This is a genomic window from Pseudomonas sp. B329, from assembly GCF_023127835.1.
Classification (GTDB): Bacteria; Pseudomonadota; Gammaproteobacteria; order Pseudomonadales; family Pseudomonadaceae; genus Aquipseudomonas; species Aquipseudomonas synxantha_A.
The window spans coordinates 146605-170713 of record NZ_SPKP01000005.1 but is presented as its reverse complement, the minus strand read 5'-3'; the positions used below and the strand labels follow the sequence as shown (position 1 = coordinate 170713).

Here is a 24109-nt window from a genome sequence, read left to right as displayed (position 1 = left end):
CTTTAAGCGCGTCACGCTTCGTTGAGCTGTTCAGCCAATGTTTCGACCTGTTCCTGACGCTCGGCCTGGCTCAGCTTGGCGTGGGGGTTGAGGGATGACCATTGCGGATAGGCGCGGGCCTTGTGCAGCGCGTCGGGCAGCTTGCCCTCGCGCCAGGTTTTGTCCTGGGGCGTGTCGACCTTGATGCTATGCATCGCCGCATGCCCGCGCAGACTAAGGGCCTTGAGCAACTGACGTTGGCGCAAGGCAAGCAGGCGCAGCACGCTGTCGTCGACGGTCAGCTCGCGTTGGCCTTTGATCTTGCCGAGCAGGCGGCTGCCGTAGCTGCGTGCGGTTTGCAGGGCGCCACCGGCGATAGCGCCGGCCAGGGCCGCAGCGCCAAGGGTCAGGCCGCCGACCAAGAGATCCACGCCCGCACCGGCAGCGGCACCGGCGGCGATTCCGCCACCGACCCGCACGCCAAGTTGCTTGAGGGTTTCGGGGTTGAACAAGTCATCGCCCCAGCGACCGTCGAGCAATGGCAGGTCGCTGGCGGCGGCATCCTGTGGGCGAAAGCCGAACAGTTTGAGCAGGGCTTCAACACACTTTTGTTCCCGTTGGCGCACCGCTTTGCGCAGATCGCCGATGGCTTGCTGTTCATCTTCGGTGACGACGCTGCGACGGCAGGCCGCGCAGTCGATCAGCAGTTCGGCGATCAAGCGTGCGGCGCTTTGCTGGCGGGCCTGGCGTTGGGCCTCTTGATCGAGGATCAGGCGTTCCAACTGCGGGCGGGAGTTTTCCAGCAGCAGGGCCAGGCTTTCATACAGGCGACGTTCACCGTCTTCCGGCGGCGCCACGCTGTCGAAGCGCACCAGCGCGTGCAGGCCGAGGCGGGCCAGGGCTTCGCGCCAGTCCGGCTCGCGCTGGTCGCTGCTGGTGACGAAGTTGAGCACCGGCAACAAGGGTTTGCCGCAACTGGCCAGCACTTGCAGCTCATCGCGGTACTTGGCCAGCACCGGCTCGCGGGCGTCGATCACATACAGGCCGGCGTCCGAGGCCAGCAATTGGCGTAACACCTTGGCTTCCTGTTCGAAACGCTGGCGCGCTTCGCTGCCCTCCAGAAAACGCGCCAGGCGAGCGGGACCGTCCAGGCGTTCACCGGGGCGATCCAGGCGCTCCAGATAGTCGAGCAGGGCGATGGCGTCTTCCAGGCCGGGCGTGTCGTACAGCTCCAGCAAGGCTTCGCCATCCACCGACAAGCGCGCGCCTTCGACATGCCGCGTGGTGCTGGGGCGATGGGAGACTTCGCCGAAGCCCACGTCACGGGTGAGGGTGCGCAGCAGTGAGGTCTTGCCGACATTGGTGTGGCCGACCACGGCGAGTTTCAGCGGTTTAGTCATGCCCGGTCTCCAGCCAGTTCAGCGGTGCGCAATCGGCAAACGGCAGCTCAAGTTGTTGCAGTGCGGTGTGCCAGTCACCCAGGCGTTCGGCGTCCAGCGCCTGGCCGGGCGGCGCTTGCAGCAGCCATACACGGGTGGCGGTGGCGCTGCGCGCCAGTTCGGCGATCAACGCCAGGCTGCCACGGTCCGGCGAGCGGCGCGGGTCGCAGACGATGACCAGACGTGCGGGCGGGAAACGGCTGAGTTGTTCCAGCAGCTTGTTCCGCGATTCACGGCTGTCGAGGATGCCGGCGTTTTTAACGTTGCTGGGCAGTTTGGGTGGCCACGGGTGGTGATCGTCGAGTTCGATGGCCACCAGCAAGGCGCCGTCGCTGTCCATCTCGCTGACGCCGCCGCTGACGTGGTGCAGCTGTTCGGGCGCGGCATCGTTGACCCCAAGCCGTTCGCTGCTGGGCATCAGGCGTTCGCGCAGTTGGGCGTAGCCTTGCAGGTTGAGGTCCAGGCGCAACGCCGCATGCCCGATTTTCCAGCGCCACAGGCAGAACAGGGCGAGGATCAGTCGGGGCAGCAGGCCGTAGACCAGTAACACGCCTACCAACCAGGCCGCCCAGGCTTGGCGGGCGCTTTCGATATTCAGGGCTGAATCGCCGCTGGCGCGGATCATGTCGACGGTTGGCACATTGAAACCCAGCAAAGCGGGCAGGCTGCCGAGGGCCTGGGTCACGGCGACAAACGTGTCGGCGCCGAGAATGGTGGTTTCCCACACAAAACCGTAGCGACGGGTGGCGAGCAGGGTCAGCAGGATCACCATGGCGCTGAGCAACGCCAGCAGCCACAGGCTGTTGACCAACACACCCACCGCCCAGCGATTGAGTTTTTGCCGTTGCAACAACAGCAGCAACGCTGGCGCCAATTGTGCGGCTTTGGCGTCACGCGCCAGTTTCTCGCTGAGCCATAACCACAGGCGCCCAAGGCTGGCGCTGTGTTCGCCAGCAAACAGCAGCCCCAGGGCCCAACTGACCAGCAGGATCAGGTTCAACCCGAGCAGGCTGCCCAGGGCCCAGAACACGTTCACCGGCGTCAGGCCATTGCCCAGCGCAGCGAATGCCAGGCCGGCGCCACTGATCACGGCCACGACCGCCAGTAAGATCAGCGCCAGGCGCGCGCCTTGCAGCCAGCGCGTGAGGGCACCGGTCAGGCCATCGCGCTCGGCCAGGTGCAAGGCGCGTTGGGTAATACGCGTCGACAGGTCGCCCCCGGCCGTGCGGGCCAGGCGGTTGGCTTCCAGGTCTTCCAGGGGGCCGGCGTGTTCTTCACGCAGGCGCACGGCTTCTGTCAGCCAGAGTGTGTGCAGAGGAGTCAGTGCAGTCACGCGCCATCCTGTTGTTTCAGTGAAGGTGGAGCATAACCGCTGACTCGCGGCTCTGGTATTCTCGTCGCCATGAAAAAAACTCTCCCTTTAAGCCTGATCGCAGCCCTCGGTGAAAACCGCGTGATCGGCGTCGACAACAGCATGCCCTGGCATTTGCCGGGGGATTTCAAGTATTTCAAGGCCACCACGCTCGGCAAGCCGATCATCATGGGGCGCAAGACCTGGGATTCCTTGGGTCGACCGCTGCCAGGGCGCTTGAACATAGTGGTCAGCCGTCAGACCGATCTGACGCTTGAAGGTGCGCAAGTTTTTCCGTCATTGGAAGCGGCGGTGGAGCGTGCCGAGGAGTGGGCCAAGGCCCAAGGCGTGGACGAGTTGATGTTGATCGGCGGTGCGCAGTTGTATGCGCAGGGACTGCAGCAGGCCGATCGCCTGTACCTGACGCGGGTGGCGCTGAGCCCGGAAGGGGATGCGTGGTTTCCAGAGTTTGATAGGAACCAGTGGAAGCTGGTGTCGAATGTCGAGAATCCGGCCGAAGGTGATAAACCGGCCTACAACTTCGAAGTGTGGGAAAAAGCCTAAAGCATCGCAGGCAAGCCAGCTCCCACATTTTGATGTGTGAATACATTCAAATGTGGGAGCTGGCTTGCCTGCGATAGCGGTCTATCAGACCTGCGCTAACTCGGCATGCTCATCGGCATCCAGCAACGCTTTATCCGTCTGCCCCATGATCTGGCTGGTAATCGCCCCCGCCGTCATCGAACCATTCACGTTCAACGCTGTACGGCCCATGTCGATCAGTGGTTCCACCGAAATCAGCAGCGCCACCAGTGACACCGGCAAGCCCATGGCCGGCAGTACGATCAGCGCGGCAAAGGTCGCACCACCGCCCACACCGGCGACGCCCGCCGAACTCAAGGTCACAATCGCCACCAGCGTCGCGATCCACAGCGGATCCAACGGGTTGATGCCTACGGTCGGTGCGACCATCACCGCCAACATCGCCGGGTAAAGACCGGCGCAACCGTTCTGGCCGATGGTCGCGCCAAACGAAGCGGCGAAACCGGCGATCGACTGGGGGATACCCAGGCGGCGGGTCTGCGCTTCAATACTCAAGGGGATCGAGGCGGCGCTGGAGCGGCTGGTGAAGGCAAAGGTCAGTACCGGCCACACCTTGCGGAAAAAGCGCAGCGGGTTGATCCCGGCCAACGACAGCAGCAGGCCGTGCACCACAAACATCAGGCCCAAGGCCAGGTACGACACCACCACGAAACTGCCCAGCTTGATGATGTCTTGCAGGTTGGAACCGGCGACCACCTTGGTCATCAGCGCCAACACGCCGTACGGGGTCAGCTTCATCACCAGGCGCACCAGGCGCATCACCCAGGCTTGCAGGGTGTCGATGGCGTTGATGACCTTCTGGCCCTTTTCCACATCATCCTTGAGCAGTTGCAGCGCGGCTACCCCGAGGAACGCGGCAAAAATCACCACGCTGATGATCGACGTCGGCTTGGCCCGGGCCAGGTCGGCGAACGGGTTGGCCGGCACGAACGACAGCAGCAACTGCGGGATATTCAGGTCGGCGACCTTGCCTGCGTAATCACTCTGGATCACTTGCAGGCGCGCCATTTCCTGGGTGCCGGCCACCAGGCCCTCGGCGGTGAGGCCGAACAGGTTGGTCAGGCCGATGCCGATCAGCGCCGCGATGGCCGTGGTAAACAACAGCGTGCCGATGGTCAGGAAGCTGATCTTGCCCAGGGACGAGGCGTTATGCAGGCGCGCCACGGCACTGAGGATCGAAGCGAACACCAGCGGGATCACGATCATTTGCAGCAACTGCACATACCCATTGCCGACCAGATCAAACCAGCCGATGGAGGCTTTGAGCACTGGATTGCCGTCGCCATAGATGGTGTGCAAGGCCGCACCGAACAGCACGCCCAGAACCAAAGCGAACAGGACCTTCTTGGCCAGGCTCCAGTTAGTCCGACGGGTTTGTGCCAGGCCCAGCAAGAGGGCCACGAACACCAATAAATTGAGAATCAGGGGCAGATTCATTGAAGCTCCGTTGAGAAGGCAGCCAATCGCGTCAGCCTGCGATTGCGAACCGGCAAGCCTAACAGCTTGAAATATATTGATTTAATACCAATATGGAATGGTGACTGTCGTTTTTGGAATAAGCGCTTGGCGCTCAGGCGTATGCCCTTGGCGCAATCACGACGTCAGCGGTCGTGCCCGGACGCTAACTGTCATACCGATTTGTTAGCGTCGATGTCTTTCACTTGAGGGAGACAACGCCTATGAAGCTCGCGCCGAAACTACTCTTATCCGCAGCCTTTTGCCTCGGACTCGCCAGCCAGGCGTTTGCCGCCACCGAGTTGAAACATTGGCCGGCACCGGCCGCCAAGCAACTCAACGAAATGATCGCCGCCAACGCCAACAAGGGTAACTATGCGGTGTTCGACATGGACAACACCAGCTACCGCTACGACCTTGAAGAGTCGCTGCTGCCGTACATGGAAAACAAGGGCCTGATCACCCGCGAAACCATGGACCCATCGCTCAAGCTTATCCCCTTCAAAGACACCGCCGACCATAAGGAAAGTCTGTTCAGCTACTACTACCGCCTGTGCGAAGTCGACGACATGGTCTGCTACCCCTGGGTTGCGCAGATTTTTTCCGGCTTCACCCTCAAGGAACTCAAGGTGCAGGTCGACGAGCTGATGGCCTCCGGCAAGCCCGTACCCGTCAGCTATTTTGAAGGCGACGTGGTGAAAAAAACCGAGATACAGCCGCCGAAAGTCTTCACTGGCCAGGCCGAGTTGTACAACAAACTGATGGAAAACGGCATCGAGGTGTATGTGATGACCGCCGCGTCCGAGGAACTGGTGCGCATGGTCGCGGCCGATCCGAAGTACGGCTACAACGTAAAGCCCGAGAACGTCATCGGCGTGACCACGATGCTCAAGGACCGCAAGACCGGCGAGTTGACCACCGCACGCAAGCAGATCACCGCGGGCAAATATGACGAGAAGGCCAACCTCGGCCTGGAGCTGACGCCCTACCTGTGGACCCCGGCGACCTGGATGGCCGGCAAGCACGCGGCGATTCTCACCTATATCGACGAGTGGAAAAAGCCGGTGATCGTCGGCGGTGATACCCCGACCAGCGATGGTTACATGCTGTTCCACGATGTGGATGTGGCCAAGGGTGGCATCCATTTGTGGATCAACCGTAAAGACAAATACATGACCCAGCTTAACGGCATGATCGCCAAGCACGCGGCGGCGCAGGCCAAGGAAGGGCTGCCGGTGACTGCGGACAAGAACTGGGTGATCGTTAAGCCCGAGGACATTCAATAACAGACTGAATGCGGTCAAAAATGTGGGAGGGGGCTTGCCCCCGATAGCGGTGAGTCAGCTACAAATTGACTAACTGAAATACCGTCATCGGGGCAAGCCCCCTCCCACATTTTGACTTTCATTGTTCCTAGGGTTATCTCCAGGCAAAAAAATGCCCCGCATCTGGCGGGGCATTTTGATGCGCGGGGCTTACAGGCCGTCGAGCATTGCCTTGTTACGTACAGCACCCTTGTCGGCACTGGTGGCCAACAATGCGTAAGCCTTCAACGCAGTAGTGACTTTCCGCGGGCGTTTTTCTACCGGCTTCCAACCCTTTTTGTCCTGCTCAACCCGGCGTGCCGCCAGTTCTTCATCGCTGATCAACAGGTTGATCGAGCGGTTCGGAATGTCGATCAGCACCTTGTCACCATCCTGCACCAGGCCAATCGCGCCACCGGCAGCGGCTTCCGGGGAAGCGTGGCCGATGGACAGGCCCGAGGTGCCGCCAGAGAAACGCCCGTCGGTCAGCAGCGCGCAGGCTTTGCCCAGACCTTTGGATTTCAGGTAGGACGTGGGGTAGAGCATCTCCTGCATACCCGGGCCGCCTTTGGGGCCTTCGTAGCGGATGATTACGATGTCGCCTTCCTTGACTTCGTCAGCGAGGATGCCGCGTACCGAGCTGTCCTGGCTTTCGTAGATCTTGGCGCGGCCTTCGAAGACGTGGATGGACTCATCCACACCCGCGGTTTTCACTACGCAGCCGTCGAGGGCAATGTTGCCGTACAGCACGGCCAGGCCGCCTTCCTGGGAGTAGGCGTGCTCGACACTGCGGATACAGCCGTTTTCACGGTCGGCGTCCAGAGTGTCCCAACGGGTCGACTGGCTGAATGCGGTCTGGGTCGGGATGCCGGCCGGGCCGGCCTTGAAGAAGGTGTGCACGGCTTCGTCGTCAGTCTGGGTGATGTCCCATTTGGCGATGCCTTCGGCGATCGACTTGCTGTGCACGGTCGGCAGGTCAGTGTGCAGCAGGCCGCCACGGGCCAGGGAACCGAGGATCGAGAAGATCCCGCCGGCGCGGTGCACGTCTTCCATGTGGTACTTCTGGATGTTCGGCGCGACCTTGCACAGTTGCGGCACATGGCGGGACAGGCGGTCGATATCGCGCAGGTCGAAGTCGATCTCGGCTTCCTGGGCGGCGGCCAGCAAGTGCAGGATGGTATTGGTGGAACCGCCCATGGCGATGTCCAGGGTCATGGCGTTCTCGAACGCCTTGAAGTTGGCGATGTTGCGCGGCAGCACCGACTCATCGTTCTCGGTGTAATAGCGTTTGCACAGCTCGACGATGGTGCGGCCGGCCTGCAGGAACAGTTGCTCGCGGTCGCTGTGGGTGGCCAGTGTGGAACCGTTACCCGGCAAGGCGAGACCTAAGGCTTCTACCAGGCAGTTCATCGAGTTGGCGGTGAACATGCCGGAGCACGAACCGCAGGTCGGGCAGGCGCTGCGCTCGTATTCCGCGACCTTCTCGTCAGAAGCGCTGGAATCGGCGGCGATCACCATGGCGTCGACCAGGTCGAGTCCGTGGGACGCGAGCTTGGTCTTGCCGGCTTCCATCGGGCCGCCGGAGACGAAGATCACCGGGATGTTCAGGCGCAAGGCAGCCATCAACATGCCGGGGGTGATCTTGTCGCAGTTGGAGATGCACACGATGGCGTCGGCGCAGTGGGCGTTGACCATGTACTCCACGGAGTCGGCGATGATCTCGCGGCTCGGCAGGGAATACAGCATGCCGTCATGGCCCATGGCGATGCCGTCGTCCACGGCAATGGTGTTGAATTCCTTGGCCACGCCGCCGGCCCGTTCGATCTCGCGGGCGACCAGTTGGCCGAGGTCCTTGAGGTGGACATGGCCCGGTACGAACTGGGTAAAGGAGTTGGCAATCGCGATGATCGGCTTCTTGAAGTCGTCATCCTTCATCCCCGTGGCACGCCACAGTGCGCGGGCGCCGGCCATGTTGCGGCCGTGGGTGGATGTTTTCGAGCGGTAATCTGGCATGGAGCACTCCGGGCGGCTAATCACTTATTAATCAGGTGCAAAGGGGAGTGAGCTTCTAATTGACGACTGGAACACCCGAAAAATGGCCGTGTGTCCGGAAGTTGCCACTCGCATCGCGGGATCGCCGCTTGCTTGGGCCTCGAGCTCATAAACCCGCCGGGGGATGACTGGCGATGAATAGGGCCGATTCTACACCGCTGGCGGCTGGAGGGAATGGCCGTAACCTTGAAGATAGCCGCTACAGGACATGTGGGCGCTGCTTGATCAGCGCATTCAGGGCGAGCCCGGCGGCACTCAGGGTTAGAAAGCACAGGGCTAGCGCGGTGGTCAGGTTGGCGGTGGCCAGGTTGATCACCAGGCTGATCAGGCCGCCGCACATGAAAATCAGCAAGCTACCGGCAGAGGTCGCCGTGCCAGCCAGTTGCGGGTAGAGGCTCATGGCCTTGGAGTTGGCGATGGGTCGACAGATGGTGGTGCCGGCTGTGCAGATCAACATCGGGATCAGCACCGTGGCGGCCGACAGGCCGAACTGCCAGGCCAGCCAGAGCATGACCAGACCTGAAACAGTGATCAGCAACAGGCCAGTGTTGATTTGCCGGTCGGCGTCCATTTTGCGATGCAGGATACTGGCAATCACTCCGCCGCAGACGTAGGCCGCGCCATATAGCAGCAATGCCCAGGCGAATTGATACGTCGACAGGTTCAAGCGCTCCATGAAGATCAGGGGCGACATCACGATAAACGAGAAATGGCAGGCAAAGGCCAGGGCGGAAATCAACCAATAGCTGACGAAACGGAGGTCGGAAAACAGCAGCCAATAGCCGTTGAAGAACTGTAGCGGTGAGGGGCGATGGCTGCTGCGCGAGTCGTGCAGCAGGCGTGCGGACCAGAGCCACACCACTGTGGCTAACACGATAAACACGTAAAAACTCGCCTGCCATCCGCCATAAATTTGCAGCCAGGTGCCCATCAGTGGCGAGCTTGAGATGAACACTCCGCCGGCGGTGGTCATCCAGATTCGAATCCGCTGCAGCTCCCGTCCTGTAAACAAGTCCTGGATAAGCGCCTGCGACAGGGCAAACGCCCCGCACCCTACGGCCTGAACCACGCGAAAGCCGATAAACCAATTGAAATCCGGGGCCAGCAAACAACCGGCTGCACCCACCGCCGATAAGGCAATACCTGCCAGCAGCAGTTTTTTGCGGCCGAACATGTCAGACAACGGGCCTATCAGCAGTAACGAGACGGCCAGGCCAATGGCAAAAATACTGACGGACTGGGCGATTTCTGAAGGCGTGTGGCCAAAGTGATTGGAGAGGGCGGGAAAGGATGGCAGGACTACGTCGAGGGGGAAGACTGCGAGCAGGGTCATGGTCATCAACAGTACGATGAAATATGACTTGTTTGGTGTGGCTGTACTAATAGGCATCAACCGGACCGCTCTATCCTTCCTTGCTGGGGGGAGGAGAGTCGGTGTGACGGCAAGGGAAGTCAATGGAAATGGCAGTGGGAAACAGCTGAAAGGCCCGTAGGATCAGTCGTTGACTGTTCCTACGGGGAGCATCCCGCTGTCAGCTATTAGGCAGCAAGCGACAAGTAATGCTCTTGATATACCGCGTCTCGACAATCGCCGGATGCACCGGGTGGTCCGGGCCCTGGCCGCCGCGTTCGAGCATCTGGATATTGCGATCCAGGTGACGGGCGCTGGTCAGCAGGATGTTTTGCAGATCGTCTTCCGGCAGGTGCATCGAGCACGAAGCGCTGACCAGGATGCCGTCCTTGCTGAGCAGGCGCATGGCTTGCTCGTTGAGGCGGCGGTAGGCGCCTTCGCCATTCTTCATGTCTTTTTTGCGTTTGATGAAGGCCGGTGGATCGGCGACGATCACGTCGAAGCGCTCTTCGCTGGCTTTCAGTTCTTTCAACGCTTCAAAGACGTCGCCTTCGATGCAGGTCATCTTCTCGGCAAAGCCGTTCAGCGCGGCGTTGCGCTCTACGCCGTCGAGGGCGAAGGCCGAAGCGTCGACGCAGAACACTTCACTGGCGCCAAAGGCTGCAGCTTGCACGCCCCAGCCGCCGATGTAGCTGTACAGGTCGAGCACGCGCTTGCCTTTGGCATACGGGGCCAGGCGGGCGCGGTTCATGCGGTGGTCGTAGAACCAGCCGGTTTTCTGGCCCTGGATCACCGGGGCTTCGAATTTCACGCCGTTCTCTTCCAGCGCCACCCACTCCGGCACCAGGCCGAAAACCGTTTCGACGTAGCGGTTGAGGCCCTCGGCGTCGCGTGCGGCGGAGTCATTCTTGAACAGGATGCCGCTGGGCTTGAGCACCTGGGTGAGGGCCGCGATCACGTCTTCTTTATGCGCTTCCATGGTCGCCGAAGCGATCTGCACCACCAGGATGTCGCCGAAACGGTCGACCACCAGGCCCGGCAGCAGGTCGGAATCACCGTAGACCAGGCGGTAGAACGGCTTGTCGAACAGGCGATCACGCAGGGACAGCGCGACGTTGAGGCGGTGCACCAGCAGCGACTTGTCCAGCGGCAACTTGATGTCGCGCGACAGCAGGCGGGCGCAGATCAGGTTGTTCGGGCTCATGGCCACGATGCCCAGGGTCTTGCCACCGGCTGCTTCCAGGATAGCCTGGTCGCCTGCCTGGAAGCCGTGAAGTGGGGTGGCGGCCACGTCGATTTCGTTGCTGTAGACCCACAGGTGGCCGTTGCGCAAACGACGATCGGCGTTGGCTTTGAGACGCAGGCTTGGCAGGGACATGACGTCGCTCCGGAAAAAAGAGCGGGAGTATACCCTTTGCGCACTCTTTCATGTGGGAGCTGGCTTGCCTGCGATGCGGGCGGTGCGGTGTATCAGACGTACGGTGGTGATGCTATCGCAGGCAAGCCAGCTCCCACATTCGATCGGGTTTCACTTGGGTTTTTGGGTGTCGGTCACGGCTGCATAAGGGGTAGAATTCGCGCCTAGTCCAGAGTGTGTATTTATGTCCCAAGAGCTTTCCGCCGAGCAGATTCAACAGGCCCTGCAAGGCATCAGCGTGCCGCCCCAACCGCAAATCATGGTGGATTTGCAGATGGAGCAGTACATGCCCGACCCGGACCTGGAAGTGATCGCACGGTTGATCTCCCAGGACCCGGGCTTGTCTGGTGCGCTGCTCAAGATCGTCAACTCGTCGTATTACGGCTTGAGCAACAAGATCGCCTCGATCCAGCGTGCAGTTAACCTGCTGGGCAGCCGGTCGGTCATCAACCTGATCAATGCCTTGTCGATCAAGGGCGAGATGAGCGACGACACCATCGTCACCCTCAACCGCTTCTGGGACACCGCCCAGGATGTGGCCATGACCTGTCTCACCCTGGCCAAGCGTACTGGTTCCCAGGCCGTCGATGAAGCGTATGCATTGGGCCTGTTCCACGATTGCGGCGTGCCGCTGATGCTCAAGCGTTTCCCCAACTATATGGCAGTGCTGGAGCAGGCTTATGCCAGCGCCGGCCCCGAGCGCCGCGTGGTCGACACCGAAAACAACGCGTTCCACACCAACCATGCAGTGGTCGGCTACTACACCGCCAAGTCCTGGCGCCTGCCGGAGCATGTCACCGACGCCATCGCCAATCACCACAACGCTCTGGCGATTTTCAGCGATGAGTCGTCGCGCAACCCGCAGCTCAAGAACCTGCTGGCTATCTTGAAGATGGCCGAGCATATCTGTTCGTCGTTTCGCGTACTGGGGAGCCAGGCGGTGGACCATGAGTGGAATGCAATCGGGCACCTGGTGCTGGATTACGTGGGCCTGTCGGATTACGACTTCGAAAGCCTGAAGTTGTCAATCCGCGAGCTGGGTGCGCACTGAACCGTCATTCAAGAGGTACACATGCCCGAGTTACCTGAAGTCGAAACCACCCGACGCGGCATTGCCCCGCACCTGGAAGGCCAACGCGTCAGTCGCGTGGTGGTGCGTGAGCGGCGCCTGCGCTGGCCGATCCCGGAAGACCTGGATGTGCGCCTGTCCGGGCAGCGCATCGTGCTGGTGGAACGGCGGGCCAAGTACCTGTTGATCAATGCCGAAGTGGGCACCTTGATCAGTCACTTGGGTATGTCGGGCAACCTGCGTCTGGTTGAGGTCGGTATGCCCGCGGCCAAGCATGAACATGTGGATATCGAGTTGGAGTCGGGGATGGCCCTGCGCTACACCGACCCTCGGCGTTTCGGCGCGATGCTCTGGAGCCAGGATCCGCACAACCACGAACTGCTGCTGCGTCTGGGCCCGGAGCCGTTGACCGAGCTGTTTGATGGCGAGCGTTTGTTCCAGCTGTCACGCGGCAAGTCCATGGCGGTGAAGCCGTTCATCATGGACAACGCGGTGGTGGTGGGCGTGGGCAATATCTATGCGACAGAGGCGTTGTTTGCGGCGGGGATTGATCCGCGTCGCGCCGCTGGTGGTATTTCACGCGGGCGCTATTTGAAGCTGGCGATTGAGATCAAACGGGTGCTGGCCGCCGCTATCGAGCGGGGCGGCACCACGCTGCGCGACTTTATCGGCGGTGATGGGCAGCCGGGGTATTTCCAGCAGGAACTGTTCGTGTATGGCCGTGGCGGCGAGGCGTGCAAGGTCTGCGGGAGCGAGTTGCGCAATGTGGTGCTGGGGCAGCGGGCGAGTGTGTTTTGCCCCAAGTGTCAGAGCTGATAGCTTTGTGATGGCTGAGATTGTCATCGGGGGCTTGCCCCCGATGAGGCCCTCACAGGCACTAAAAAACTCAGGCCTTACCGGTAATCTTGCGGTACTTCTCCATCAACTGCTCTTCAGTCTCCGGGTGCGCTTCATCCAGCGGAATGCAATCAACCGGGCAAACCTGCTGGCACTGCGGTTCGTCGTAGTGGCCGACGCACTGGGTGCACAGGTTGGGGTCGATCACGTAGATCTCTTCGCCTTGGGAAATAGCAGCGTTCGGGCACTCGGGTTCGCAGACGTCGCAGTTGATGCAATCGTCGGTGATGATCAGGGACATGGAAACTCCTGCCAGGGCACTCTGCCAAGGCATCTGAAAACTAATGCGCGCAATTGTGCCGCATTGGCGCCCGCAGTGCGAGCAGGCACCGATTGAGCGGTCTTACTTCTTGAAGCGCAATGTCAGTGCGTCCGCCACGGCAGGATGCACGAACTTGGTGATATCTCCGCCCAAAGCCGCGATTTCACGGACTAACGTCGAGGAAATGAACGAATAACGCTCCGACGGCGTGAGGAACAGGCTTTCTACGTCCGGCGCCAGTTGGCGGTTCATGTTGGCCAGTTGGAATTCGTATTCGAAATCCGACACCGCCCGCAAGCCGCGCAAGAACACATTGGCGTTCTGCTCCTTGGCGAAATGCGCCAGCAATGTCGAAAAGCCCACTACTTCCACATTCGGCAGGTGCTTGGTGACCTCTTGCGCCAGCTCCACACGTTGTTCCAGGGGAAACAGCGGGTTTTTCTTGGGGCTGGCTGCGACCGCGATGATCACATGGTCGAACAGGCGAGAGGCGCGTTCGACCAGATCGCCATGGCCTTTGGTAATCGGGTCGAAGGTACCTGGGTACAACACTCGGTTCATCGCGTCGTCCTGGCGGAGTCCGTTGGGGAACCGGATGGTATCGCAGCCATCCCGGTCGGCCAAGTCGACTTACGTAGATAAATGCCGTGAATCGAACGGTTTTTCACGCTGTTTTCAGACGTTCGGCCAAGGCTGACGCCAGTTGGGCGCTCAATCCATACACCGACAACTGGGGATTTGCCCCGATGCTGGTAGGAAACAGCGAGCCGTCATGAATCGACAGGTTACGCAGTTGGTGGTGGCGACCGAGGCTGTCGGTTACCGCATGCTTCGGATCTTCGCCCATGGCACAGCCGCCCATCACATGGGCGCTGCCGAGTGTTGTGCGGTGCAACTCCAGGTTCAAATCGTCAATCATGCTGCGCGCTTCGGCCAGGCTGTTCACGTACCGTGCGTCGTGATGCAAAGGCTTGACCGATTTGGCCCCTGCCGCGAACTGAATCTCGGCCATGCTGTGGAAGGCCCGGCGCAGGCCGTCCCAGGCGTAGGGCGAAACCTGATAATCGAGCACGGGTGTGCCATCGCCGCGTAAATCCACGCTGCCGCCCGGGCTGTCGGGGTGAAAGCCGTCGCGCAGCAGGGCGAGCATGGCGTGGGTGTGAGGCAGTTGGCTCATGTCCAACGCGTTCTGTTTGCCGTAGCCGCCAAACAAGGTGCTGGCCAATCCTGGGTGTAAGGGTGGCGCTTCGAGCTTGTAGGACATTTTGCCGGTAGTGCCGTCCTGCCATTGGAAATGGTCGGAGTAAATCGATTGCGGCGCACCGTAGAACGGGTTGATCACTTCGTCGAACAGCCCCGCCGAGAAGTTGACTAGGTGCAAGAAGGTCCGCTTGCCCAGCCGCGAATGCGGGTCGGGCGCGTCCGAGCGCATCAGCAGGGCCGGGCTATTGATACCGCCGCCCGACAGCACGTAATGCCTGGCTTTTACGGTGATCTTGCGCCCGGTCGGCGCCACGCAGCGCTCGTCCATGGCCACGCATTCCAGGCTGCTGATGGTGTCGCCGCTGTATTTGAGCTGCTCGGCGCGGGCGAGGTACAGCAGTTCGCCGCCTTTCTCCAGGGTGGAGGGGATAGTCGTCACCAGCATCGATTGTTTGGCGTTCACCGGGCAACCCATGCCGCAATAACCCAGGTTGAAGCAGCCGCGCACATTGCGCGGGATCACATGCCAGCTGTAGCCAAGCTTTTCGCAGCCTTTGCGGATCACATCGTTGTTGGCATTCGGTGGAAGCGCCCAGGGTGCGATGCCCAGGCGCTGTTCCATTTTTTCGAACCAGGGCGCCATCTCGGTGCTGCTGTGGCCCTTCACCGCGTATTCGCTGGCCCAGTGGGCGAGGGTGGCGTCGGGTGTACGAAAGCTGGAGGTCCAGTTGATCAAGGTGGTGCCGCCCACCGCCCGGCCTTGCAGGATGGTGATGGCGCCGTCCTTGCTCATGCGGCCGATGCCTTCCTGGTAGAGGCTGGCGTAGGCTTCGTCTTCGAGCAGCTTGAAGTCACTGCTGGTCTTGAGTGGGCCCTCTTCGATCAGCAACACCTTGTAGCCAGCGGCGCTGAGGATTTCGGCGGTGGTGCCGCCGCCGGCGCCGCTGCCGATGATGGCCACATCGGCTTCCAGGGTCAGGTCGTTGTCGAGGGCGGCGCCATTGTGGGTTTTCCAACCACGGGCCAGGCCATCGCGGAACAGATCGGGTACGGGCATCAGGGTCGTCTCTGGTTTTTATTGTGAGGGATGCGAATCAGATCTTCGGTGGGCCGGGATAACCGCAATGGGCCCAGGAGGCGGGCCGAAAATACCAGGCCATGATCACCAACTTGAGCAGCGAGCCCTGTCCCATGCGCAGCAGGTTCAGGTAGCTGTTTTCCCAGCGGTGCAGGAAGTTGCGGATCTGCTCGCTGCTGGCATTTTCCCAACTGCCCCAGATACCGGTCAGCGGGCCGCGGGTGATGCCCATGCCCAGCACGTCGAATAACTGCTGGGTGAGCTTGAACATCTCCGGCGACAAGTTTTGCAGGCTGTAGTCGAGTTTTTTCAGGGTGTCTTCAATGCCTGCGACCACTGTCTCGGCGCTGGCCGCACCCTCCAGCAGCACTGGGATCACCGCGCGCAAGAACGGCAAATCACTGGCGCGCAACATCGCGAAGCCGCTGGCCGGCGTACTGCTGGAGCAACCGCTGAGACTGGCGCCAAGCCCGGCCGTTGCGAGGAAAGCGCTGGCGCACAGGCCGATTTTCAAGACGCCGCGCCGAGACAGTGCGGGTGAATCGTTCAGGCTGGGGTTCATTGTTTTTATCGTCCTGAAGGTGACGGTTATCAGCGGATAAACAACTTCTGGATCAATTTCTGAATCGATTTGCCGTAAGGGGGGTAGATCAACTTCGCCGCGTTCAGGCGCTGTTTAACCAGCACGCCCTTGGCCTTGCTGAATGTCAGGAAGCCTTCATGGCCGTGGTAATGGCCCATGCCCGACGGGCCGATGCCACCAAAAGGCATGTCGTCCTGGGCAACGTGCAGCAAGGTGTCGTTCAGGCATACGCCGCCGGAATGGGTTTCGTGAAGCACACGCTCCTGCTCGTTCTTGTTGTAGCCGAAGTAGTACAGGGCCAGTGGGCGTGGACGCTGGTTGATGTAGGCAAAGGCTTGGTCAAGGCCGCGATACGGCACGATGGGCAAGAGCGGGCCGAAAATCTCGTCCTGCATGACTGTCATGTCGTCGCTGACATTCAGCAGCAGGCTGTGGGCCATACGTCGAGCCTGGCCTTGCTCGTACAGTGGGACCAGGGTGGCGCCCTTGTCGGTAGCGTCCTTGGCGTAGGCATTGAGCCGGGCCAGTTGCCGCTCGTTGATGATGGCGGTGTAGTCCGGGTTGTCGGCCAGGGTCGGATAAAACCCACGCACGGCCTTGGAATATGCCTCGACAAACCCTGCGACGCGGTCCTCCGGCACCAATACATAGTCTGGCGCCACACAGGTTTGCCCGGCATTCAAGGCTTTGCCGAAGGCGATGCGCTCGGCGGCGTCCTTGAGCGGTACATCGGCCGAGACGATGGCTGGTGACTTGCCGCCCAGTTCCAGGGTGACCGGCGTGAGGTTTTCGGCCGCCGCACGCATCACGTGTTTGCCAATGCTGGTGGCGCCGGTGAACAGCAGGTGATCGAAGCGCAATTTGGAAAACGCCATGCCCACTTCGGCTTCGCCCAGCACCACGCACACCAGGTCCTCGGGAAAGATCCTGGCCAGCAGCGCCTTGAGCAGTTCGCCGGTGGCCGGTGTGGACTCGCTGAGCTTGAGCATCACCCGGTTGCCGGCGGCCAAAGCCCCGACCAACGGGCCGATAGCCAGATACAACGGGTAGTTCCACGGCACGATGACGCCGACGACGCCCAACGGTTGATAAATGACTTTGGCCGAGGCGGGCTGGAAGGCAATGCCTACAGCGCGGCGGGAGGGGTTCATCCAGCCCTTGAGGTGTTTGCTGGCATAGTGAATGCCATGCAGGCTGGGCATCAATTCGGCGAACAGGGTTTCGTCTGCGCTGCGATGGCTGAAGTCCTGGCTGATCGCAGTGATCAGCGCCTGGCGTTCGTCGCTGAGCACATCGCGCAGGGCCTTGAGCCATTGTTGGCGTTGCGCAGCCGGTGGCATCGGGTTGGCGGCGTAGGCGCGACGCTGGGCTTCGAACAGCTCCTGGAGGTGGTCCAAGGCCTGGGCATCTTGCAGGTAGGCAACGTTGGCAGACATGGCGCAGTTCCCGATTGTTATAGGTCTGCCTGGATTTTTAGAGTCATTGCTCTAAATTGTCAAATAACATTGCAGTAACATCCAGATTTAACCTGGCCGGCATAGGCCGTAAGATGCCCCATCCCGTGTTTGGAAGCTGATCCCCCATGGCACCACGAGTAAAGACCAGCGAGCGCATTGTGCAAACCAGCCTGGAGCTTTTTAACCAGCAGGGCGAGCGCAGTGTCAGCACCAACCATATCGCCGCCCATATGGAGATTTCTCCGGGCAACCTGTACTACCACTTCCCCAACAAGCAGGCGATCATCGCCGTGCTGTTTCGCGAATATGAAGCCCTGGTGGACAGTTTCCTGCGCCCGCCCCAGGGGCGCACGATGGTGGTGGAGGACAAGCGCTTTTATCTGCAAGCCGTGCTGGCGGGCATGTGGCGCTATCGTTTCCTGCACCGCGACCTCGAACATCTGCTGGAGAGCGATCCGGAACTGGCCACGGGCTATCGGCGGTTTTCCCAGCGTTGCCTGATCCAGGGCGGTGCCATTTACCAGGGGTTTGTCGATGCCGGCATTCTGAATATGGACCCGGTGCAAACCGAAGCCCTGACCCTGAATGCCTGGATCATCCTGACCTCCTGGGTGCGGTTCCTGTGCACCACCAACGAAAAGTCCACCCACCTGAGCGCCGAGGCGATCAAGCGCGGGGTGTACCAGGTGCTGGTGTTGGAGGCGGGGTTTGTCACGCCCCAGGCCAAGGATGCGGTGGATGCTTTGTTCAAAGAGTTTTACGTGCCGTTGAATCAGGCACTGGAAGAAGTGAAGTAAGACCTTTCCCCTTTGTATTCACAGGAGTCAGTCATGCCGCTTGCCCAACTGATCAGCCCCCCGCAATTGGCCGAGCGCCAGAAGTCGGCAGAGCTGGTGATCCTGGATTGCCGCTTTGCCCTGGAGGACCCGGATTACGGCCTGTGCAGCTACACCGAAGGGCATATCGAGGGCGCGCAATACGCCGACCTGGAGCGCCATCTGAGTGGCCCGGTGACCAAGGGTGTGACCGGCCGCCATCCTTTGCCTGCGGCGGACACCTTCGCCAAACAGCTGCGAGCTTGGGGCATCAGCGCCGACACCGATGTGGTGCTGTATGACGATGGCCCCGGTGCCTATGCCGCCCGTGCCTGGTGGCTGCTGGCCTGGCTGGGCAAGCGTGATGGGGTGTTTATTCTCGATGGTGGCCTCAAGGCCTGGCACAGCGCCGGCTTCCCCTTGAGCCTGGATGCGCCGGTGACCGAGCCGGGCACCTTCACTGGTACGCCGGATAATCGGTTGGTGCTGGATGCCGAGCATTTGCAAAAACGCCTGGGTCAGCCCGGCCTGACCTTGATCGACGCCCGCGCCCAGCCGCGTTTTCGTGGCGAAGTAGAGCCCATAGACCCGATTGCCGGGCATATTCCCGGCGCGCAGTGCGCAGCATTCAATGAAAACCTGGGCAGTGACGGGCGCTTCCTGCCGGCCGAGCAGCTCAAGCAACGCTTTGCTGCGCAGTTGCAGGGGCGCCCGCCGGAGGAGTTGGTGGCGTACTGCGGTTCGGGGGTGACGGCATGCCATAACCTGTTTGCCCTGGCGTTGGCGGGATATCCGTTGGGCAAGTTGTATGCGGGGTCGTGGAGTGAGTGGATTACGGATCCGGCGCGGGAAATTGCAACAGGCGACTGAGCAATTGGCCCTGTAAACCCAATCAAAATGTGGGAGGGGGTTTGCCCCCGATTGCAGTGTGTCAGTCTCAGTATCTGTAACTGATCCACCGCTATCGGGGGCAAGTCGAATCGTCGCACCGCCCCTCCCACATTTTTAACTGCGTTGTGTCAGTAACCACTGTGGGATGCGGCGTTCCAAGTAATAGCCGGGACGTTTCAGTGAACCCTCCACAAAGCCCACATGCCCACCCTTTGTCAGCAATTCAAACTCGGTGCACTCCGACAGCTCACTCGCTTCCGGCAGGCTATGAGCAAACACAAACGGATCATCGGCGGCCTGGATGATCAGTGTTGGTGTGCGGATATCGCCCAGGTAGTAGCGACTGGATGCGCGGCGATAGTAATCCTCAGCACTCAAGAAGCCATGCAACGGCGCAGTCACTCGCCCATCGAAGTCCCAGAACGTGCGCATCTTCTCCAGGGAGCCCAGTGCCTCCAGGGTTTTCAGTCCTTCCTCACGTCCATCTTGCAAAAACTGGCGTTGCTTTACGCGAATGTACGCCAGCATCTCGCGCATGAAATGCTTCTGGTAAATCCGCGAAAACCCCAGACCGATGCGATCAGCGCATTGGTCCAGGCGAAACGGTACCGAGACCGCCGCCGCGCCTTGCAGCCCCGAAGTCACGCCGGTTTCGCCCAAGTGCTTGAGCAACACATTGCCGCCCAGGGAATACCCCACGGCATACAGCGGTGCCAGTGGCCGTTTGGCGCGCAGATGGGCAATCGCCGCGGCCAGGTCTTCGCTGGCCCCGGAGTGATAACTGCGCGCCAGAAGGTTGGGCTCGCCCGAGCAGCCGCGCCAGTTCAACGCAACGCTGGCCCAACCTTGGCCGGCGAGGGCTTGTTGCAGGCCGGCCACATAGGGCGAATTGGACGAACCGGTCAGCCCATGCAGCACCAGTACCAACGGTGCGTGCAGGTCATGGGGACCATGCCAGTCGAGGTCGAGGAAGTCGCCGTCTTCCAGCCATAGACGTTCGCGTTGGCGTTCGATATGGGTCGTTGGGCGCAACAGCGGCCCCCACAGTGTTTGCAGGTGAGGGTTGCCGAGGCCGAAGGCGGGTTTGAACAGATCGGAAGAGGGGGTCATGAAACTCTCGGTAGCCAGTGAGCTCGCCGTGGCAAGCTCCCCTGCCACAGGTTAAGCGGCGTTTTCGACCAGGCGATGCCACAACGCGTAATACACCCGTCCGGACTTTTGCTCCCGATGCAGGCGCCAACTGCCCGGCAGGCCGAGCGTTGACGGCGCGGTCTCGCTTTCAGTGTAGATCCAGGCATCCGGTGCCAGCCACTGGCGCTCTTCGAGCAAAGCACACACAGTCGGCAGCAGGTTCTGGTTGAACGGCGGGTCGAGGAACACCACGTCGTATTCAGTCACCGCCTGGGTTTCCAGGTAGCGCAGCGCGTCGGCCGTCTGCACCTGGCCGGTGGTGCAACGCAGCGTGCCCAGGTGTTCCTTGAGGCTGGACACCGCCACATTACTGGCATCCAACGCCTGGCCCTGGGCCGCGCCACGCGACAGCGCCTCCAGGAACAGCGCGCCACTGCCGGCGAACGGGTCCAGCACCTTGGCCCCGCCGATGTATGGCGCAAGCCAGTTGAACAGGGTTTCACGCACGCGATCCGGCGTCGGGCGCAGGCCTACGACGTCGGGGAAGCTCAGCTTGCGGCTGCCCCATTCACCGCCAATGATGCGCAGTTGGCCCACACCGTTATGCACGTTGTGGACAGGTTTTTTCGGGCGAGATGAACTGGCCATTAATGCTCCGGAACCCCGAGCGGCTGCTCGGCAGGTTTATCAGTGGGGGGCGGTAGTGGCTTTTGCGCAATCGTCGGGCCGGCGGTCACGATGACCATCTTGTCGGCGCTCAAGTGTTTGTTCATTGCAGCCTTGACCTGCTCTACGGTCAGGGCCTGGGATTGTTTCATGAAATCTTCCAGATAGCTCAGCGGCAGGTTGTAAAAACCCATGGCGCCCAGTTGCCCGACAATATCGGCGTTGCTGGCGGTGGACAGCGGGAAGCTGCCGGCCAGTTCGCGCTTGGCGTCGTCCAGTTCTTTTTGCGTGGGGCCGTTCTTGAGGTAGTCAGCCAGTACATCCTCAACCAGGCGCAGGGTGCCGCCGCTCATTTCGGCGCGGGTCTGCAAGTTGATCATGAACGGGCCGCGCACCTGCATTGGCGAGAAACCGGAGTACACGCCGTAGGTCAGGCCGCGTTTCTCGCGCACTTCGCTCATCAAGCGGGTGCCGAAGCCACCGCCGCCAAGGATCTGGTTGCCCAGGGACAGAGCTGCGTAGTCCGGATCGGCGCGGTCGATGCCCAATTGCGCAAACAGCAGGTGGGTTTGCTTGGAGGGAAACTCAATACGGCTCAGGCCGGCTTTTGGCTCGGTCGGTTGAGCGATCTTGGCCATGGCGGGCCCTTTGGGCAGCGAGGCCGACACTTTGGCCGTCATGGCCTCGGCCTCAGCGCGAGTCAGGTCGCCGACCACCGCAATCACAGCATTACCCGCCGCGTAGGCTTTGGCGTGGAATGCCTTCAACTGCGCCAGGGTGATCTTCGGCACACTCTCGGGGGTGCCTTCGCTCGGGTGCGCGTAAGGGTGATCGCCGTACAGGCGTTTGAACAGTTCGATGCTCGCCAGCTTGGCGGGGTTCTGCTTCTGATACTCGAAGCCGGCCAGGATCTGGTTCTTGATCCGCGCCAGGGAGTCTGCCGGGAACGTCGGTTGGCCAATAACCTGGTCGAACAGTGCCAGGGCTGCGGTGCGCTTATCGCTGTCGCTGAGGCTGCGCAGGGTGACCAGCGCCATGTCGCGGTAGGCACCATTGCCGAAGTCGGCGCCGAGGCCCTCAAAGCCACTGGCGATCTGGCTGACATCCTTGCCCGGCACGCCTTCGTTGAGCATGGCGTTGGTCATCAGCGCCAGGCCCGGTGTGTCGCCATCCTGGCTGCTGCCGGCGGCGAACAGGATGCGCATGTCGAACATCGGCAGTTCATGGGCTTCGACAAACAGCACCTTGGCGCCTTCGGCGGTGGTCCAGGTTTGCACATCGAGCTTGCGGTTGGTTGGCGCCTTGCCGTCCAGTTCCGCCAGCGACTGCAGGGTGCTGGCCGATTGGGCCTTTTCCAGAGCCTGGCTGGCGACCGACTCGCTCGGGCGCAGGAAATACACGGCACTGGCCGCAACCAGGGTGACTGCGATCAGGCTGGGCAGGATCAGGCGGCTGCTTTTACGATCACTCATGAGCGGTCTCCTCAGGCAAAACATGGGCGACGCTCAGACGTTCGCGGGTGAAATAGGTGCGCGCGGCTTTCTGGATATCTTCTGGCGTCACGCTTTGCAGGTCGGCCAGTTCGGTGTCCATCAGCTTCCAGGACAGGCCGACGGTTTCCAGGGAGCCGATGGCCGTGGCCTGGCTGGTGATGGAGTCGCGTTGGTACACCAGGCCGGCGATGACCTGAGCACGGATGCGCTCCAGTTCTTCAGCGGTCGGCGGCTTGGCTTTCAACTCATCAAGCAGGCGCCACAGGCCGGCTTCGGCTTGGGCGACGGTCTTTTGTTTCTGCTGGTTGGGCGTGGCCGAGAGCATGAACAACGTATCGCCACGGGTATAGGCGTCGTAGTTGGTGGACGCGGCGGATACCAGCTCCTCACCACGCTCAAGTTGCTCGGAGATACGTGCACTGTAGCCGCCGTCCAGCAGGGCCGAGATCAGGCGCAAGGCTTGCACCGAGCGTTTGTCTTCGGCGGTGGCCAGGCCCGGTACGTTGAAGCCCAGGAACACGCTTGGCAGTTGGGTCTGCACCCGCAGGGTCAGCAGGCGCTCGCCGGGTTCGGCCAGCTCCAGCGGGATCTTCGCCGGTGGCACATCACGCTTGGGGATCGGGCCGAAGTAACGTTGGGCCAGGCTTTTCACCTCGTCCGGGGTCACATCGCCGACCACTACCAGGGTAGCGTTGTTGGGCACATACCAGGATTGGTACCAGTGGCGCAGTTCCTCGACCTTCATGCGCTCAAGGTCAGCCATCCAGCCGATGGTCGGCGTGTGGTAGCCGCTGGCCGGGAAGGCCATGGCCTTGAAGCGCTCGTAGGCCTTGGACATCGGGTTGTCGTCGGTGCGCAGGCGGCGTTCTTCCTTGATTACCTCGATTTCGCGGCTGAACTCGTCGGCGGGCAGGCGCAGGCTGGCCATGCGGTCGGCTTCCAGCTCAAAGGCCACGCCCAGGCGGTCGCGGGCCAGCACCTGGTAATACGCGGTGTAGTCATCGCTGGTGAACGCGTTTTCTTCGGCGCCCAGGTCACGCAGGATCAGCGAGGCTTCGCCGGGGCCGACCTTGGCGCTGCCTTTGAACATCATATGTTCAAGGGCGTGGGACAAACCGGTCTGGCCCGGGGTTTCGTAGCTTGAACCAACCTTGTACCAGACTTGGGAAACCACCACTGGCGCGCGATGGTCTTCGCGCACGACCACTTTAAGGCCGTTATCCAGAGTGAATTCATGAGTGGGTTGTGGGTCGGCAGCGAAGGCTGAAAGGGGCAGACAAACTGTGCTGAGCAGCAGGCCTGCGGCGCGGCGGGCTAGAGCATTCATTCGTTTTTTAACCTGTTGGGCTGCCCGCTTGGTCTTAGCGTCGGCGGGCGAGGAGGTGCTAGGATACTGATCCGATTTAGGGACGGCCACTGCGGTCGTCATCTAGTCCTGGGTTCAGTCGTAGGAAAGTTGGAGTAGTTGGCGTTTTTCCCCGACAATCTTCCACGTTTCGCCGATTTTATCGCTTCAGTCCCATATTGAAACGATTTGCCAAGGCACTTATTTACGCCTTACAAAATGTTGCGCATGAACAAGCGGGCGTTAAAGCAGTCTGTTCTGCATCGAA

Annotated in this window: 21 protein-coding genes; 6 read left to right on the top strand and 15 right to left on the bottom strand. The window is 61.1% G+C overall.

Annotated features, from left to right (window positions below):
- Nucleotides 1–11 precede the first annotated feature (11 nt).
- Nucleotides 12–1379, bottom strand: a complete 1368-nt coding sequence (locus tag E4P00_RS03390; RefSeq protein ID WP_032878894.1) for a DUF3482 domain-containing protein — start codon at nt 1377–1379, stop codon at nt 12–14.
- On the bottom strand, nt 1372–2751 hold the full coding sequence (locus E4P00_RS03385) for a DUF2868 domain-containing protein (RefSeq protein ID WP_248130642.1): 1380 nt from the start codon (nt 2749–2751) through the stop codon (nt 1372–1374). The genes E4P00_RS03390 and E4P00_RS03385 overlap by 8 nt, the downstream gene beginning before the upstream one ends.
- 69 nt (nt 2752–2820) lie before the next feature.
- On the opposite strand from E4P00_RS03385, the gene E4P00_RS03380 reads away from it, so the two are divergent.
- Complete coding sequence (locus E4P00_RS03380) at nt 2821–3333, top strand: dihydrofolate reductase (protein WP_005792310.1); 513 nt, start codon at nt 2821–2823, stop codon at nt 3331–3333.
- A gap of 84 nt (nt 3334–3417) precedes the next feature.
- Here E4P00_RS03380 and E4P00_RS03375 read toward each other — a convergent pair whose 3' ends face one another.
- Nucleotides 3418–4809, bottom strand: a complete 1392-nt coding sequence (locus tag E4P00_RS03375) for an L-cystine transporter (protein WP_216090440.1) — start codon at nt 4807–4809, stop codon at nt 3418–3420.
- A 242-nt stretch (nt 4810–5051) separates the two neighbouring features.
- On the opposite strand from E4P00_RS03375, the gene E4P00_RS03370 reads away from it, so the two are divergent.
- Nucleotides 5052–6113 carry a hypothetical protein gene (locus E4P00_RS03370; protein WP_032878898.1) on the top strand — a complete coding sequence of 354 codons (1062 nt, stop codon included), beginning with the start codon at nt 5052–5054 and terminating at the stop codon, nt 6111–6113.
- Between the two features lie 189 nt (nt 6114–6302).
- Here E4P00_RS03370 and ilvD read toward each other — a convergent pair whose 3' ends face one another.
- From ilvD to E4P00_RS03355, 3 genes are all read right to left on the bottom strand, one after another.
- A complete protein-coding gene (ilvD, locus tag E4P00_RS03365; protein ID WP_005792304.1) occupies nt 6303–8144 on the bottom strand; it encodes a dihydroxy-acid dehydratase in 1842 nt (613 codons plus the stop codon).
- A gap of 238 nt (nt 8145–8382) precedes the next feature.
- Nucleotides 8383–9573, bottom strand: a complete 1191-nt coding sequence (locus tag E4P00_RS03360) for an MFS transporter (protein ID WP_248130641.1) — start codon at nt 9571–9573, stop codon at nt 8383–8385.
- A 142-nt stretch (nt 9574–9715) separates the two neighbouring features.
- Nucleotides 9716–10912, bottom strand: a complete 1197-nt coding sequence (locus E4P00_RS03355; RefSeq protein ID WP_005792302.1) for a class I SAM-dependent rRNA methyltransferase — start codon at nt 10910–10912, stop codon at nt 9716–9718.
- Nucleotides 10913–11189: 277 nt separating this feature from the next.
- Between E4P00_RS03355 and E4P00_RS03350 the strand changes: the two genes are divergently transcribed.
- Nucleotides 11190–12002, top strand: coding sequence for an HDOD domain-containing protein (locus E4P00_RS03350; protein WP_248130668.1), 813 nt, complete (start codon nt 11190–11192; stop codon nt 12000–12002).
- 21 nt (nt 12003–12023) lie between these two features.
- Nucleotides 12024–12836: a bifunctional DNA-formamidopyrimidine glycosylase/DNA-(apurinic or apyrimidinic site) lyase gene (gene mutM / locus E4P00_RS03345; RefSeq protein WP_005792299.1), complete on the top strand. Its 813-nt coding sequence runs from the start codon at nt 12024–12026 to the stop codon at nt 12834–12836.
- A 70-nt stretch (nt 12837–12906) separates the two neighbouring features.
- On the opposite strand, the gene E4P00_RS03340 is transcribed toward mutM, so the two are convergent.
- The 5 genes from E4P00_RS03340 to E4P00_RS03320 all read right to left on the bottom strand — a co-directional run bounded on the left by E4P00_RS03340 (nt 12907) and on the right by E4P00_RS03320 (nt 17479).
- Nucleotides 12907–13158: a YfhL family 4Fe-4S dicluster ferredoxin gene (locus tag E4P00_RS03340; protein ID WP_003195146.1), complete on the bottom strand. Its 252-nt coding sequence runs from the start codon at nt 13156–13158 to the stop codon at nt 12907–12909.
- Nucleotides 13159–13260: 102 nt separating this feature from the next.
- Nucleotides 13261–13740, bottom strand: a complete 480-nt coding sequence (gene coaD, locus E4P00_RS03335; RefSeq protein WP_003195136.1) for a pantetheine-phosphate adenylyltransferase — start codon at nt 13738–13740, stop codon at nt 13261–13263.
- A 103-nt stretch (nt 13741–13843) separates the two neighbouring features.
- Nucleotides 13844–15439 carry a GMC family oxidoreductase gene (locus E4P00_RS03330; protein ID WP_248130640.1) on the bottom strand — a complete coding sequence of 532 codons (1596 nt, stop codon included), beginning with the start codon at nt 15437–15439 and terminating at the stop codon, nt 13844–13846.
- A gap of 37 nt (nt 15440–15476) precedes the next feature.
- On the bottom strand, nt 15477–16022 hold the full coding sequence (locus E4P00_RS03325) for a hypothetical protein (RefSeq protein ID WP_005792296.1): 546 nt from the start codon (nt 16020–16022) through the stop codon (nt 15477–15479).
- A 29-nt stretch (nt 16023–16051) separates the two neighbouring features.
- Nucleotides 16052–17479, bottom strand: coding sequence for a coniferyl aldehyde dehydrogenase (locus E4P00_RS03320; RefSeq protein ID WP_248130639.1), 1428 nt, complete (start codon nt 17477–17479; stop codon nt 16052–16054).
- Between the two features lie 146 nt (nt 17480–17625).
- On the opposite strand from E4P00_RS03320, the gene E4P00_RS03315 reads away from it, so the two are divergent.
- Together E4P00_RS03315 and E4P00_RS03310 are read left to right on the top strand one after the other, a co-directional pair.
- On the top strand, nt 17626–18297 hold the full coding sequence (locus E4P00_RS03315) for a TetR/AcrR family transcriptional regulator (protein WP_248130638.1): 672 nt from the start codon (nt 17626–17628) through the stop codon (nt 18295–18297).
- Nucleotides 18298–18330: 33 nt separating this feature from the next.
- Nucleotides 18331–19185, top strand: a complete 855-nt coding sequence (locus tag E4P00_RS03310) for a sulfurtransferase (protein ID WP_248130637.1) — start codon at nt 18331–18333, stop codon at nt 19183–19185.
- Nucleotides 19186–19320: 135 nt separating this feature from the next.
- Here the strand turns inward: E4P00_RS03310 and E4P00_RS03305 are convergent, their stop codons facing one another.
- From E4P00_RS03305 to E4P00_RS03290, 4 genes are read right to left on the bottom strand one after another with little or no spacing between them, the layout of a single operon-like run.
- Nucleotides 19321–20316: a hydrolase gene (locus E4P00_RS03305; RefSeq protein WP_032878905.1), complete on the bottom strand. Its 996-nt coding sequence runs from the start codon at nt 20314–20316 to the stop codon at nt 19321–19323.
- Between the two features lie 51 nt (nt 20317–20367).
- The gene (gene rsmD, locus E4P00_RS03300) at nt 20368–20985 is read right to left on the bottom strand and encodes a 16S rRNA (guanine(966)-N(2))-methyltransferase RsmD (protein ID WP_005792291.1); all 618 of its coding nucleotides are present in this window, start codon (nt 20983–20985) and stop codon (nt 20368–20370) included.
- On the bottom strand, nt 20985–22475 hold the full coding sequence (locus tag E4P00_RS03295) for a pitrilysin family protein (RefSeq protein ID WP_078822563.1): 1491 nt from the start codon (nt 22473–22475) through the stop codon (nt 20985–20987). The genes rsmD and E4P00_RS03295 overlap by 1 nt, the downstream gene beginning before the upstream one ends.
- A complete protein-coding gene (locus tag E4P00_RS03290) occupies nt 22468–23823 on the bottom strand; it encodes a pitrilysin family protein (protein WP_005792289.1) in 1356 nt (451 codons plus the stop codon). Before E4P00_RS03290 ends, E4P00_RS03295 begins: the two co-directional genes overlap by 8 nt.
- Between the last annotated feature and the right edge of the window lie 286 nt (nt 23824–24109).